This window comes from Synechococcus sp. CC9616 (genome assembly GCF_000515235.1).
Lineage (GTDB): Bacteria > Cyanobacteriota > Cyanobacteriia > PCC-6307 > Cyanobiaceae > Parasynechococcus.
Genome location: NZ_KI911558.1, coordinates 92,259 through 105,295, shown reverse-complemented (window position 1 = coordinate 105,295; position 13,037 = coordinate 92,259). Strand labels below are relative to the sequence as shown.

Sequence of the window (13,037 nt, the reverse complement as noted above, 5' to 3'; positions counted from 1 at the left end):
TTGCTCCTCTCAGGGTTTCCTGCATCCAACCTACCCAGGCAGCCCTGGGATGCCAGAACTTGCAGCAGGCCACAGCCATCAACCGACTTTGCAGGCCAGCCAGACAAACCATCCCCAAGACGGCTGAGATTGTTTGATCAGGACAAAAACAGAAGACAGCCCAAAACAAAGATGCGCATAGACATCACATCTCGCGCAAGCGGCTGTGATGTCTATGCGCCGATCCATTGAAGCAATGTTGAGATCAAAGAGACAATCACCAACAAACCCAATCAAACCAGGCGCTTCACAGCAGATCCACACAACGAATAGAACAACAACAGAGAATAACAACAACGCATTATTCACCACCCAATTGATAGCAACGACGAGCCGAATGGAAACAACGTTCAAAGATTCATGTTCTAAATCCTGTGGCCAACCCAGCCCTACCGAGACAACCACTGCCTCCAATAGATTCTTTCCATTTACCAACCTCAGCTCTTGTGTATAAGAATTGAAACATCCATAAAAACGACACCCGAATACGAATAGCCATTCCCTTCAATATCATGACTTCCTCATTGCATCGACTCTATATCTACAGCCTGAGAATCACATCAGTATCGAAATTGTAGCGACTATCCCAAGTCCATACAACTTGTACGTACCACTTAATCATTGGTCAGCAAACGTATTTTGGGTATCAGTGATATTCACCTGGATGATCCGGCTTCACCACCGTGACTTGTCCCACTTTCTTACCATTAAATCTCAAAAGCTCGTCTCCACTGAACTCGAATCCTTGTCTGGCAGCAATCTTGGCAACGTCATCAGCAGTCGATGCTGCCAATACGGCTTGCTTGAGTTCGTCGTCCTGTTGCATTTTGAGGATGAACGCCTTGAGTTGATCGAGAGCCATCGCAATGCCTTACAAGGTTGCCACTTTGGCGCCTTCGGACAGTTTTGTCACAGTTGACGAATCCTTGATGAAGCTCTGCTGATGAACGTTCCAACAGGTCTTGTTGGTGGCTTGGGCCAAAGTGCAGGCAATCGTGGATTTCGAGACAGCGAGCCCGTTTGCAACCCGGGAACAGGTTTCGATTCATGCACTCGAGATCAACTCATTGGCACAGGGGGAGTGGTGTTGGCGATTGTTGCGTTCGTTGGTCTCTGAGGATTTGTCGTTTGGTTTGTCGTATCAGATCAGTGGATTGCGTTAAAAGACAAGATCCGTGCATGGCGTCACCGTTAACAACATTGCGAGCCACAGATTCCCAGGGCTGCCTCAAGCGTTGATCGGAATGTTCCGGACCCATCAAGGGCCAACCAAGATTGAGGTGCTTGCCATCGCTCGCGTTGTGCGCTGGTTCGGCTTAGAAAGACGCCGCTTCAAGCCCTCGCCATGTCGCTGTTGCAGCTGTTCACAGCCACGGATGCCGCTCCTTTCGCCTGGTCACTGGTGTTGTCTGGCGGAACAGTGATCGCCAGCATCATTCCCCTCGGCGCCGCACGCTCGGCTGCCAACTTTGAAATGAAGGACATGGCGGCACCCCGCGCGATGTTCGAACGCTTTCCGGCCTGGGGGAAACGGGCCAGCTGGGCCCATCAGAACAGCTTCGAGGCCTTCACTCTGCAGGCTCCAGCGGCATTACTGGCTCTGATCGCTGCGCTGCAAACCGGTCCGTTGCCCGCCACGGCCGTTGTCGCAGCTTTTGCCCATCCCGTGCTGCGGCTTGCCTATATCGCCGCCTACGTCGGCAATGTGCCTCCAGCCCGGGGGCTGTGTTGGGCCACAGGGCTCCTTTGCAGCGGCATTCTGTATTCAGAAGGCCTGAAAGCGCTGCTTGGCAGCTGAACCAGCAACCCATCACTAGGTTTGAAATCAGCGCTTTCGCAACGGGATGACTCGCAAGCATCGAGGCAGGCTGCGGTGGCTCATCGCCTTTACAGCGTTCAACGTCTCGATGGTGCTGGCAGGGGCGTCGCAGGCATCGGTCGCACCTTTCACTCCGCTTCAACAGCAGATCGAAACGCTGCGCAAGGAGCACGACATTCCCGGTGCGTCCATCGCCGTGATCGAAAACGGCCGGATTGCCTGGGCGCGGGGCTTTGGCCTGGCGGACCTGGCCAGTGGTCGACTGGTCACAGCCGACACCCTGTTTCAAGCCCAGTCGATCACCAAAACCCTCACATCACTTGCCACGGTGAAGCTACTTGCCGCCGAGGAGATTGCTCTGGATGAACCCGTCAACCGTTATCTGACGGGTTGGACCATTCCCGAGAACAACTACACCAAAAAGGTGCCGGTGAGTTTCCGCATGCTGCTGAACCACACCGGCGGTTTGAGCAATCCCTACCCCGACGGCTGCTGCGGGCCTGGGGAACCACTGCCGACCCTGCAGCAGGTGTTGCGCGGAATGCCACCTGCCAACAACCAACCGCTCACCGTTGAGCGAGTCCCTGGGACACGCTTCAACTACTGCAACGGCTGCTACACGGTGCTGCAGCCCGCCTTGGAATACATCAGCCAACAAACCTTCCCCAGCTTGATGCAGGAGTTGGTGTTCACACCGGCCGGCATGGATAACACCAGCTTTGACAACAGCTTTTTTCTCAACGACACCAGCACGATCGCCATCCCCTACGACGTTGATGGGAAGCCCCACGGGCGAGCACCGATGCGGCATCCCATCCTCTCCACCGGTTTGATGTGGAGCACAGCAAGCGATCTGGCCCGCTTCAAGCTCGCCTTCACGAAAGCGCTGAACTCCGGCCACCCGTTGATCGATCAACCTTTAGCCGTTCAGCTCAGCATCCCCAGTTCCACAGCGAACCGCAGCCTGGGATTTGAACTCGGCAACCGCGACGCAGACGCCAAAGCAAGGGGCGGGTACCTGTTCCACTCAGGAACGGGCAACGGCGCCGTCAGCCTTTCCATCATCAGCCTTGATGGAAATCACGGGGCTGTGTTCTTAATCAACAAAGGGCCGAACCCCTGGCTGACGACAAACATTCCGCAGTACGCTTTCATCAAGGACAGCCTTAAATTAATCAATACAGAAGACAATTGGCCTTATTAAGGCAATCCAAATTCGAGGGGCCGATAGAGTTGTTCGCCGAATAACATCCACTGATTAGGCGATTTAATCGCTCGCCGCCCCTGAGCGCATCACAAATTATTTGATCTAAATACCCAACACATAACCCGATCATCTCAGTGCTTCCACTTTGTTGACTAGCGGTGGATGACCAACATGATCGCCATCAAGCCAACACTGCATTCGTAATCCAAGCCGCGATGCAGGCTGCTCAGTCGAAATACAGCAAACTCACAACTTTGCCCATGTCTTCGGCTGTTCGCGCGCTGGCCAACAACGTTTCACTGTCGTGAAACACCAGGCAAATCAGTTGATCGCAGCGGTTGATGATCTCCTGATTGCAGAGGCTGCTCGCCATCGGCAATGGCAGATCATCCTGTTCAGGTTTATCGATCAGGTGAAGCACCCTCTCAAGCAGGTCTCTGATCTCACTCGGTTGACGATCAAGGCTCTGAGGAAGCAACACCGTGAGCTTGGAGGGGTCCACCTCAAGCACGCCGCGGATCACCGCGGCATTCACGCCCTGCGAGCCCGAGGTAACGATGGAATGGCCTTCCTGCACCAGGGAACGAGCCACCAGCTCGATCAGATGAATCGCGACGACGGGTACGTGACGGCTACCAAGAATCGCGATCCGTCGCTGTCCCTTGTCCTGCAGCAAGGCCAGCTCTTGCGCGAGCGTATCGACCCGATCAAGGGCTGGGAGATCCAGTGACTGACCCAAGCACTACCCATCTGCCTTGACAGGAAGCTAGCAGCGCTTAACCGGAATGAACCGTGAGGTTGAGGGCTTCAAACAAGCGGTCCAAGTGGCAGTGCTCTTCCACAAGCCGGAAGGCATAGGTGGCCTTCACCGCTTCATGCAGGCGAACGTGACCGAAGGCCTGCTCGATCACCTCAACGGTGGCCAGCGTGTCGTGTTCCACCTTCAGCAAAGGGACATCAAGCTCTTCGGCACGACTGATCAGCTGAGGCAACGGCTCACCGGCTCCCGTCAGGATCAGGCACTGGGTGGAGGCCTCGAGAGCGGCCAGTTGGATATCGGTGCGATCGGCTCCAGTCACCACAGCCATGTTGCGGCGACGCCGGAAAAACTCCATGGCGGAATTCACATTCATCGCTCCGATGCTCAACGTCTCCACCAGCAACTCCTCCCGATCCGCGCAGCAGATCACCCGCGCATCCAGACGCCTCACCAACTCCCCAACGGTGACGCTGCGCAGAAGAGGTGATCGCGGCATCACACCGAACACCTTGAGTCCGAGATTCTCAAGAGCAGGAACCACCTGACGTTCGAGGCTTTCCACCTCATCAGGGGTCACCGCATTCAGCACCACCCCCACCAGACGTTCGCCCAGAATCTGCTTGGCGGAGAGCAAGGCATCGACACTGCAGCTGTCCTGCCACAAATGCACCAGCACGACCTTGGCATCAAGTCCGTCCGCCAGTTGCGGCAGGCTGAGACCAAACAGCAGACCTTCCTGAAGGCTGCCCGCGCACTCCAGCAGGGTTAGGCCATCAGACCCGGAAACCTCAGCACTGAGCCGATCAAAACCCTCTCCGGCGTCCAGTTGGCCATGCCCCAGACGCTGTGTCGCCGTTGTGGGCGAGAGCAAGTGCAGGGATGGGATCAGATGATCTGCAGCCAACCCAAGGGTCTCGCCCACAAACCGAACGTCGTCATCGATGAGGGGCTGAGGCAAAGGTCCCTTGTTGGGATCCCACTCCAGGCTGGTTGCCAGAGGCTTTCCGAAACGAAACGGCAAACCTGATTGGATCAGTTGCTGTGCGATGCCAAGAACCAGTGCGGATTTGCCACTGAAGGGCTCGCAGGATCCGATCAGCAGGGTCGTTCCCATGAACAGCCAGTGGGTTGGTCCTTAGTGGGGGAATCTAGTGGTCGGAAGTCACTTCGTTCATCCCTCAACGGCCGGATCCGCACCAAGAAGCAGCCATTGCCAGAACGCATCCGGGAGATCAACGCTGCCGTGCTCCTCTTCTCGGCAGTCCATCAGCCAACTCACAAGCTGATAGGTCACCAGCTCAAAGTCGTAGAGCAGGTCTGAACGCTCGGGGAAGCGCAGACGGCAAGTAGTGGCCTCCAGTGGAGAGCGCACGGCGACCCAGCTCAGGATGTAGGGGTGGCCAAGCCCTCCCTCCACCGAACGAAACCCCTGAATCTCTTGCTGATTCAGCAGCTGCAATGCAGCCAGAAGCTCAGCCTCGCGGGCAACGCCCCCGCAATAGGGCGCGAACAGTGCCCGAAGTGCTGCTTCTGAGAGAGGTGGCACCGCCTAAGAGCGTTGGGCCCCAAGGATGCCCCAAGCTGAAGCCATGGCCCAGACCCCTTTCTCCCCTGGCCCCTGGAGCGGCAGACGCATCGGCATCACGGGCGCTCGCGGCAGCCTCGGTCGAGCACTGAGCCAGGCATTGCGTCAGCAAGGGGCCGATGTAACCGGCCTAACCCACAGCGCACCCCCGGCAAACAGTGGTCTTGATGGTCCTGATCGCTGGGTGCTCTGGTCCTGCGGTGAAGAAGCGCGACTGGATGCCTGTCTGGCAGAGCTGGACATCCTGGTGATCAATCACGGCATTAATCCGCAAGGTGCGCAGAAACCAGAGGATGTTGATCGGGCTCTGGAGATCAATGCCTTAAGCAGTTGGCGGCTCATGCAGCGTTTTGAACGCCTCGCCTGCCAAGCATCCGGTGACAGACCCCGAGAGCTCTGGGTCAATACCTCAGAGGCTGAGATCCAACCGGCGATCAGCCCGGTTTACGAGCTCAGCAAACGACTGATCGGTCAACTCGTGAGTTTGCGCGGCGCCAATCTGTCGACGGAGCAGCGACGCAGGCTGCGACTTCGCAAGCTGGTGCTCGGACCGTTTCGATCCGAACTCAATCCGATCGGAGTGATGACTGCAGGGTTCGTCGCCAAGCAAATTTTGGTTCAAGCCCAGCTGAACCTCTCATTGATCATCGTCACGCCGAACCCGCTGACTTATCTCCTGATGCCTCTCAATGAACTCGGCCGCTGGACCTACAACAAGGCACTCAATCGCCGCGATCCGTGAGGATTTCGCATCCGTCGCTTGTCACCAGCACCGTGTGTTCCCACTGAGCAGAAAGAGCACCATCGCGGGTCACCACAGTCCAGCGGTCATTCAGGGTTCGACATGCCTTGCTGCCGGCATTGAGAATTGGCTCGATGGCCAGGGTCATCCCCGGGCGCAGCGTGATGTTCGGAAGGTCATCGGTGCGGAAGTTGAAGACCGAAGGCTCCTCATGGAGATTTCGACCGACGCCATGACCGGTGTAGTCCTCAACCACACTGAAACCGTTGGCTTTGACGTGATCTTCAACAGCACCAGCGATATCGAGCAAGGTGTTGCCGGCTTTCACCTGAGCCAGGCCAGCCATCAGTGATTCGCGGGCCACACGACTGAGCGTTTGTGCCACGTCACTCGTCTCTCCGACGCAGATGGTGACGCAGCTGTCGCCGTGATAACCCTCGAAATAGGCGCCGGTATCGACCTTCAAAAGGTCTCCCTTATGAATCACCCGCTTTTTGCTGGGGATTCCATGAACAACTTCGTGGTTGATGCTGGCGCAGATGCTGGCGGGGAAGCCGTGATAACCCTTGAAGCTTGGTGTGGCACCCATTTCGCGGATGCGGCGTTCAGCGAAGGCATCAAGCTCACCCGTGGTGTGGCCCGGCTCGACCATGGAGATGACCTCGCGCAGCACGGTGGCGACAATCGCGCTGGCCTGCCGCATGATCTTGATTTCACGAGCCGACTTGATCTCGACGCCGCGGCGTTTCTGAATCCTTGGGCCTGTGGCCGTGGCCTGGGACGCTTTTGTTGTGGCCAGCAGATCAGAGAACAGATTCATTCGCCACTCCTTATGTGCTCAAGCTATCAAGTTCACTAATAACGATGTCGCCCAATGTCTTTGTTTGCGAAGGCACGCGAGCTGCACTGGCGCATCGCCCCACTTGTTGTGCTGCCCCTGCTGGTGACCGTGTGCACCGGAGTGAGCTATCGGCTCGCCAGGGACTGGTTCGGCTTCAGCAAAGATCAGGTCCACTGGCTCATGGTGGTTCACGAGGGAGAGTGGCTCGGAAGAACGCTGGAGCCAACCGTTGTTTTGCTCAATGCGATCGGATTGCTCTGGATGCTGTTCACTGGAGCAACACTGCTGATCCAGCGTTGGCGTCGGCGGGTACAATGATTGTTTGGCGATACAACGCGGAGCTGGGATGGCGGCCGACCCCACGGACACGACGGTGACGACAGACACCGCGGAGCAACAACCTGAAACCTCGGCGGCTGCAACGGCAACGGTCTCGGTGAAAAAGCTCTCAGCAGAGGAGCTGATCAAGGGATTCGAAGCGGAGCAGCTCAAGAGCGAGTTGCCGGAGATTTACGTGGGAGACACCGTTCGGGTGGGTGTCCGGATTAGTGAAGGCAACAAGGAGCGGGTTCAGCCCTACGAAGGCGTGGTGATTTCAAAGCGCCACGGAGGCCTGAACGAAACCATCACCGTGCGCCGGATTTTCCAGGGCATCGGCGTGGAGCGTGTGTTCATGCTCCACAGCCCTCAGGTGGCATCGATCAAAGTTGAGCGGCGAGGTAAAGTGCGAAGGGCGAAGCTTTTTTATCTGCGGGAACGGGTGGGCAAGGCCACCCGCGTGAAGCAGCGCTTCGATCGCTGAGGTTTCGACCTCGTTCAATCCAGTTGCCATCACGATTTGTGATGGTTGGGTTCATCGCCTTGCGCCGTTAGTTCAGTTGGTAGAACGCAGGTCTCCAAAACCTGATGTCGGGGGTTCAAGTCCTCCACGGCGCGTCCGATGAACCCTTGTGCAGTTTCCCGGTTCTCAGCATGGAGTTGGATCTTCAACCTGGTGATGTCGTGAAGGTGCTGGAGTCAGCCGCCCTCGGCTGGGTCCGTGCCCGCGTCATCCGCGTCAAATCAGGAGGTCGTGTGGTCGTCCAAAGCGATCAAGGTCGGGAATTCACCGCCCGCGGCAATCAGGTGCGCCTGATTGAACCCGCCGGGTTCCGTCCCTGACAAAGCAGTAATTAACACCATTTCAGTCTTCGTCCCGTCGACACTGTCGGCGGGATTTTCCGCCTTGCTGAAAGCAGGATTGGCATAACTGGCCAGTCCGATTGATTGGTTGACGGGGGGCCCGGCGAGAGTCGATACTGCCTCTGTCGCACCCGCGACACAGAACGACTTCACCGGGCGAGTCCCGTTAACGAAGTCAGTCTGGGACCGTAGTTCAATTGGTTAGAGCACCGCCCTGTCACGGCGGAAGTTGCGGGTTCGAACCCCGTCGGTCCCGTTCTCACCCTTCAATCACCGCCATGGTGCGTGTTCGTCTGGCCCCCAGCCCAACGGGCACGTTGCATATCGGCACAGCTCGAACGGCCGTCTTCAATTGGCTGTTCGCCCGCCATCAAAAGGGCTCGTTCCTGCTGCGCATCGAGGACACAGACAAAGAGCGCTCCAAACCGGAATACACCCAAAACATCCTCGAAGGTCTTCAATGGTTAGGCATCGACTGGGATGAAGATCCCGTCATTCAGAGCGAACGCCTGAAGCAGCATCAGGCTGCCATTCAGGGTCTTCTTGAAAGCGGCCTGGCCTATCGCTGTTATGCCAGCGAAGAGGAGCTCGAAGCGATGCGGAACAGCCAGAAGGCTGCCAACCAAGCTCCTCGATACGACAATCGTCACCGGCAGCTCAGCTCAGAGCAGGAAGCTGCTTTTCAGGCGGAGGGTCGCCAGGCAGTCGTCCGCTTTCGGATCGCTGACGATGCCGATATCCGCTGGAACGACCTGGTCCGTGGACCGATGTCGTGGCGGGGGGCCGACCTCGGTGGCGACATGGTGATCGCACGACGGGCTCCGGCTGATCAGATCGGAGACCCGCTCTACAACCTTGTTGTCGTCGTGGACGATGCCGCCATGGCGATCAGCCATGTGATCCGGGGCGAGGACCACATCGCCAACACGGCAAAGCAACTGCTGCTGTACGACGCGCTTGGCCTGCCGAAACCGGAATTCGCCCATGCACCGTTGATCCTCAATGGCGAGGGCCGCAAGCTGTCGAAGCGTGATGGAGTGACCTCCATCAACGACTTCCGTGAAATGGGATACACGGCAGCAGCCATCGCCAACTACATGACGCTGCTGGGCTGGTCTGTGCCTGAGGGCATGAACGAACGCTTCAGCCTGGGGGAAGCCGCCGAGGTCTTCAGCTTTGATCGCGTCAACAAAGCCGGTGCCCGCTTCGACTGGGACAAGCTCAACTGGCTCAATAGTCAGGTGCTCCATGACCTGACACCGGAGCAACTGCTGGATCGACTTCTGCCGCTCTGGCGGGCCAACGACTGGATCCCGCCGGATCTGGACGGCTGGAGTCTTGAGGTCTGCGCCTTACTGGGACCATCGCTCACGCTCCTGAAGGACGGTGTCGAGCAGGCGAGTCCCTTTTTCGAGCTGCCGCCGCTTGAGGAGGACGGCATCAAGCAACTGAACCTCGAGGGAGCCAAACCAGCCATCCAAGCCCTGGCAAAAGCGCTTGAACCAGAGCCATGGGACGGACAGGACAAGGAGCGGGCCCAGCAGCTTCTCAGCGATGCGGCAAAGACAGCTCGGGTGAAGAAAGGGATGATCATGAAATCCCTGCGAGCTGCTCTGCTGGGTCGGATGCAGGGCCCCGATCTGCTCACCACCTGGGGGTTACTGGCTCGGATCGGGGAGGACCTGCCCAGGCTGCGCCGCTGCCTCATCTGAGGATGGACCGGGTTCTTCCGGCGACTCGATCAAACCCAGAGCTTTTGCAAGCGGTTGGGCCGTCAGCCCTTGCAACCCGACCGTCATCAAAATCGTCAGAAACACGAGACCCTGAAGCCGGCCGGCACCGAGGATTCCGGCTTGCTCCAAACGGATCGAAAAGAGCGATGCCACCGAGGCGGTGACAATTCCGCGTGGGGCGAGCCATCCCATGAACACACGCTGGCGCAGATCAAGCGGAAGTCCCGTTGTGGCGAGGCCGACGGCAATCGGTCGCACCAGCAACATCAGAGCGAGGACGCAACTGATCCCCCCCCAACCCAGGGGGCTGAGTTCAGCCCAGGACACATCCGCCGCAAGGAGCGGAAACAGCATCGTGATTGCCAACTGGGCCAACTCCTGAATCAGGCCATCGAGATCAGCCGTGTGCTGATTGCGTCGACGTCCCACCACAAGACCTGCTGCCACGGATGCTGGAAGCGCTGATTCCGGCAGAAGCCATTCACTGATTCCATACATCAGAAACAACATGCCGAGGCTGAGCTGCAGCGGTAAGCCGCTGGCGGCCTGATCGGACTCCAATCGCCGCAAAAGCTCCGACAACAACCAGCCGACGCTTGCGCCGATCAGGGTGCCGCCCCCCAGACGCGACAACAGTCCAAAGGCGAGCTCTCTCCAACCATGCAGATCGCCCAGCACCAGCTCCAACAGGAGCAGGGCCAGCACAGCTCCCACCGGCTCCAGCACCAAGCCTTCGGCCTCGAGCACATCACCCAAAGGGGGAGCGAGCCGGATCTGTCGCACCAGAGGTGTCACCACCGTTGGGCCAGTGGCCAGCACGATGGCGCTGTAAACCGCTGCGACCGACCAGTTCAGGCCGGCCAACCAGTGCGCAGCCAGCAATCCTGCCCCGAGCGACAGCAACAGTCGCAGGATGGCAATCCGCTGGACCGTGGTTTTGATCGTGTCTCCGGGCAGGCGAAGGTTCAGCCCGCCGTCAAACAGAACCAGACTGACCAGCAGACCCACCACCGTCCCGAGGCCGGAACCAAGATCCAGGGGCTCGACCAGCCCAAGCCCTGAGCGGCCGATCAGAAGCCCGGAAAGCAGCAGCAGCACGACCCCCGGCAGACTTGAGACGGCCGCCAACAGCCGAGCGGACGCTCCGGCAAAAACGGTCACACCCCAGAGCAGACCCAGCCGCTCAGGCGTCATCGACGGATGAAAACTGAGGTTCCACACGCACGCCGATCACCGCCTCGGGACGGACAACCAGGTACTCACCCTCGAGATCGCTGATCGGCACATTCACAAAGCCGCCTTGTCCCTCAGCGTTGACGATCCCCTGGTACCACTCCTGAAACATCTCCAGTTTCGGGAAGTGAACCTGCTCGGTCTGCCCCCCGACAAGGTGAAGATGCACCGCGTAGCGGCGTGGTGTGCGTGGCATCAGCGTTGCAGGAGAGCCTTTGGCGTCCCCTCAGGATGACCGATGGATTCAGCTCCTGCCCAAATGAAGGGGCGAAGCGTGAGGTCAGCTGATGCATAAAGGGGGTGCCGCGGCTGACCGGTCCTGGTGAGACCGATGCAGAACGGTGGTGAAGCACTGGGATGGCGGCGCTGACGCTGTTCCCAAAAACAATCCAACCAAGCCAGGATCTGTTGATCGCGGTCCCGGCAGGCACCTGATCCACCCCAGCCGCACCAAAGATCGATCGAGGACTGACTCGCCCAGCGGCCGCACCAGCTTTTCAGCTCGCGATCATTGGACGCTCCGATCGGGTCCTGAACACGTCGAAGAAGAGCTGGAGAGGCAGAAATACGGGCGAACAGGTTCAGCACCAGCAACTCGTTGTATCCCCAGCGGCGGCTAAATCCGATCAGCCGGCGCAGGGTCGGGTCGTCACGTCGACCATCGGCTGCGGAGGGATTGAGACCGATAAAAACCAACGTGCCTGTGCCTCCCGACCAATGTCGACGGAGCCACCAGCGGTAATGGCCATCTGAGCTGAATCCAGCATCAGACGGCGGATCAGACACCGAGATGCCGGCGGGAGAGGTCGAGGATTCTGCTGCTGGCCTGCCCATCTCCGAACGGATTGATGGCACGGGACATTGCCGAATAGGCCTCAGCATCATCGAGTAATCGCGAGGCCTCGGAAAAGATCTCGGCGGGATCGGTCCCCACCAGACGTGCTGTCCCAGCCTCCACGGCTTCAGGGCGTTCTGTGGTGCGTCGGAGCACAAGAACCGGTTTGCCGAGAGCAGGGGCCTCCTCTTGCAAACCGCCGGAATCGGTGAGCAGCAGTGAGCAACCCTTCATCGCCGCCACAAGACGGTCGTAATCCAGGGGTTCGGTGAGCACCACACGTGGATGGTCGCCAAGGAGGGCCTGCAGCGGTTCGCGCACCGTCGGATTCCGATGCAGCGGTAGCAACAAAGCGGTGTCGGGGAAACGATCAAGCACCCGCAAGATGCCGTCGGCGATGTCCTTGAGGCGATCCCCCCAGTTCTCACGACGATGCACTGTGGCCAGAATCACCCGCTGCGTCTGCCAGTCGAGACCTTCAAAGTGGATCTCCGGAGCGCTTTCCGCCATCAACAGCAGGGCATCGATCACCGTGTTGCCCGTGACTGACACCTGCCCCACCACACCGGAGGAATGGAGGTTGGTCTCAGCCTTGGTTGTGGGAGCGAAATGAAGGGTTGCGATCTGAGAGATCAGTCGTCGATTGGCTTCCTCAGGGAATGGGTCGAGCAGGTTGTCGGTGCGCAGGCCAGCCTCCACATGACCGACGGGAATCTGCTCGTAAAAAGCCGCTAACCCCGCTGCAAAAGCCGTTGTGGTGTCGCCTTGCACCAGAACCAGTTGCGGCGGGTAGGCCTGGAAGTCTTCCCGTAAACCGTTCAATGCGGCACAGGTCACATGGGTGAGGGTCTGACGCGGCGCCATGAGACCGAGATCGCGATCGGCCTTGAGTTGGAACAGGTCCATCACCTGAGCCACCATTTCCTGGTGTTGCCCTGTCAGCACAACACGTGTCCGCAACGCTTGGCAGGCCTGAAAGGTGCGGATCACGGGGGCCAGCTTGATCGCCTCAGGTCGTGTTCCTAGAACGATCGTGACGCGCGGCTGATCGGCCATGACGA

The 13,037-nt window shown here is 58.5% G+C and carries 17 protein-coding genes and 2 tRNA genes; 9 read left to right on the top strand and 10 right to left on the bottom strand.

Annotation, left to right across the window (positions count from 1 at the left end):
- Positions 1-78 precede the first annotated feature (78 nt).
- Both SYN9616_RS16940 and SYN9616_RS0100675 read right to left on the bottom strand, forming a co-directional pair.
- A complete protein-coding gene (locus SYN9616_RS16940; protein ID WP_232199835.1) occupies positions 79-444 on the bottom strand; it encodes a hypothetical protein in 366 nt (121 codons plus the stop codon).
- Between the two features lie 241 nt (positions 445-685).
- Positions 686-901: a Nif11-like leader peptide family natural product precursor gene (locus tag SYN9616_RS0100675; protein ID WP_028951410.1), complete on the bottom strand. Its 216-nt coding sequence runs from the start codon at positions 899-901 to the stop codon at positions 686-688.
- Positions 902-1,384: 483 nt separating this feature from the next.
- Between SYN9616_RS0100675 and SYN9616_RS0100665 the strand changes: the two genes are divergently transcribed.
- Both SYN9616_RS0100665 and SYN9616_RS0100660 read left to right on the top strand, forming a co-directional pair.
- A complete protein-coding gene (locus tag SYN9616_RS0100665) occupies positions 1,385-1,837 on the top strand; it encodes an MAPEG family protein (protein ID WP_028951408.1) in 453 nt (150 codons plus the stop codon).
- Positions 1,838-1,883: 46 nt separating this feature from the next.
- A complete protein-coding gene (locus tag SYN9616_RS0100660) occupies positions 1,884-3,062 on the top strand; it encodes a serine hydrolase (RefSeq protein ID WP_051410889.1) in 1,179 nt (392 codons plus the stop codon).
- A 229-nt stretch (positions 3,063-3,291) separates the two neighbouring features.
- Here the strand turns inward: SYN9616_RS0100660 and SYN9616_RS0100655 are convergent, their stop codons facing one another.
- Genes SYN9616_RS0100655 through ebsA form a run of 3 tightly spaced genes read right to left on the bottom strand, consistent with a single transcriptional unit; the run spans position 3,292 to position 5,371 of the window.
- Positions 3,292-3,804 (bottom strand): DNA-processing protein DprA, encoded by a 513-nt coding sequence (locus SYN9616_RS0100655; RefSeq protein WP_028951406.1) that lies wholly within the window; start codon positions 3,802-3,804, stop codon positions 3,292-3,294.
- 37 nt (positions 3,805-3,841) lie between these two features.
- A complete protein-coding gene (locus tag SYN9616_RS0100650; protein WP_028951405.1) occupies positions 3,842-4,939 on the bottom strand; it encodes a phosphotransacetylase family protein in 1,098 nt (365 codons plus the stop codon).
- A 57-nt stretch (positions 4,940-4,996) separates the two neighbouring features.
- Positions 4,997-5,371 carry a type IV pilus biogenesis protein EbsA gene (gene ebsA, locus SYN9616_RS0100645; protein ID WP_028951404.1) on the bottom strand — a complete coding sequence of 125 codons (375 nt, stop codon included), beginning with the start codon at positions 5,369-5,371 and terminating at the stop codon, positions 4,997-4,999.
- A gap of 25 nt (positions 5,372-5,396) precedes the next feature.
- Here ebsA and SYN9616_RS0100640 point away from each other — a divergent pair, with 25 nt between their 5' ends.
- Positions 5,397-6,152: an SDR family oxidoreductase gene (locus SYN9616_RS0100640; RefSeq protein WP_028951403.1), complete on the top strand. Its 756-nt coding sequence runs from the start codon at positions 5,397-5,399 to the stop codon at positions 6,150-6,152.
- Here SYN9616_RS0100640 and map read toward each other — a convergent pair.
- Entirely contained in the window at positions 6,133-6,972 is an 840-nt protein-coding gene (gene map / locus SYN9616_RS0100635; RefSeq protein WP_028951402.1) for a type I methionyl aminopeptidase, read from the bottom strand. The genes SYN9616_RS0100640 and map overlap by 20 nt on opposite strands.
- A gap of 54 nt (positions 6,973-7,026) precedes the next feature.
- On the opposite strand from map, the gene SYN9616_RS0100630 reads away from it, so the two are divergent.
- From SYN9616_RS0100630 to gltX, 6 genes are all read left to right on the top strand, one after another.
- The gene (locus SYN9616_RS0100630; RefSeq protein WP_028951401.1) at positions 7,027-7,311 is read left to right on the top strand and encodes a hypothetical protein; all 285 of its coding nucleotides are present in this window, start codon (positions 7,027-7,029) and stop codon (positions 7,309-7,311) included.
- A gap of 28 nt (positions 7,312-7,339) precedes the next feature.
- On the top strand, positions 7,340-7,795 hold the full coding sequence (gene rplS, locus SYN9616_RS0100625) for a 50S ribosomal protein L19 (RefSeq protein ID WP_028951400.1): 456 nt from the start codon (positions 7,340-7,342) through the stop codon (positions 7,793-7,795).
- A 61-nt stretch (positions 7,796-7,856) separates the two neighbouring features.
- Positions 7,857-7,929: transfer RNA gene (locus SYN9616_RS0100620), tRNA-Trp, on the top strand.
- 36 nt (positions 7,930-7,965) lie between these two features.
- On the top strand, positions 7,966-8,154 hold the full coding sequence (locus SYN9616_RS0100615; RefSeq protein WP_006043540.1) for a hyperconserved protein Hcp: 189 nt from the start codon (positions 7,966-7,968) through the stop codon (positions 8,152-8,154).
- 203 nt (positions 8,155-8,357) lie between these two features.
- Positions 8,358-8,431 (top strand) — tRNA-Asp (locus tag SYN9616_RS0100610).
- 22 nt (positions 8,432-8,453) lie between these two features.
- Positions 8,454-9,887, top strand: coding sequence for a glutamate--tRNA ligase (gene gltX / locus SYN9616_RS0100605; protein WP_028951399.1), 1,434 nt, complete (start codon positions 8,454-8,456; stop codon positions 9,885-9,887).
- Here the strand turns inward: gltX and SYN9616_RS0100600 are convergent.
- From SYN9616_RS0100600 to wecB, 4 genes are read right to left on the bottom strand one after another with little or no spacing between them, the layout of a single operon-like run.
- Positions 9,834-11,102: a sodium:proton antiporter gene (locus SYN9616_RS0100600; RefSeq protein ID WP_028951398.1), complete on the bottom strand. Its 1,269-nt coding sequence runs from the start codon at positions 11,100-11,102 to the stop codon at positions 9,834-9,836. The two genes, gltX and SYN9616_RS0100600, sit on opposite strands and share 54 nt — an antisense overlap.
- Positions 11,092-11,337 (bottom strand): hypothetical protein, encoded by a 246-nt coding sequence (locus tag SYN9616_RS16935; protein ID WP_028951397.1) that lies wholly within the window; start codon positions 11,335-11,337, stop codon positions 11,092-11,094. The genes SYN9616_RS0100600 and SYN9616_RS16935 overlap by 11 nt, the downstream gene beginning before the upstream one ends.
- Positions 11,337-11,927: a DUF1643 domain-containing protein gene (locus SYN9616_RS14880; RefSeq protein ID WP_232199827.1), complete on the bottom strand. Its 591-nt coding sequence runs from the start codon at positions 11,925-11,927 to the stop codon at positions 11,337-11,339. Before SYN9616_RS14880 ends, SYN9616_RS16935 begins: the two co-directional genes overlap by 1 nt.
- Entirely contained in the window at positions 11,920-13,032 is a 1,113-nt protein-coding gene (wecB, locus tag SYN9616_RS0100585) for a non-hydrolyzing UDP-N-acetylglucosamine 2-epimerase (protein ID WP_028951396.1), read from the bottom strand. Before wecB ends, SYN9616_RS14880 begins: the two co-directional genes overlap by 8 nt.
- Positions 13,033-13,037: the final 5 nt, after the last annotated feature.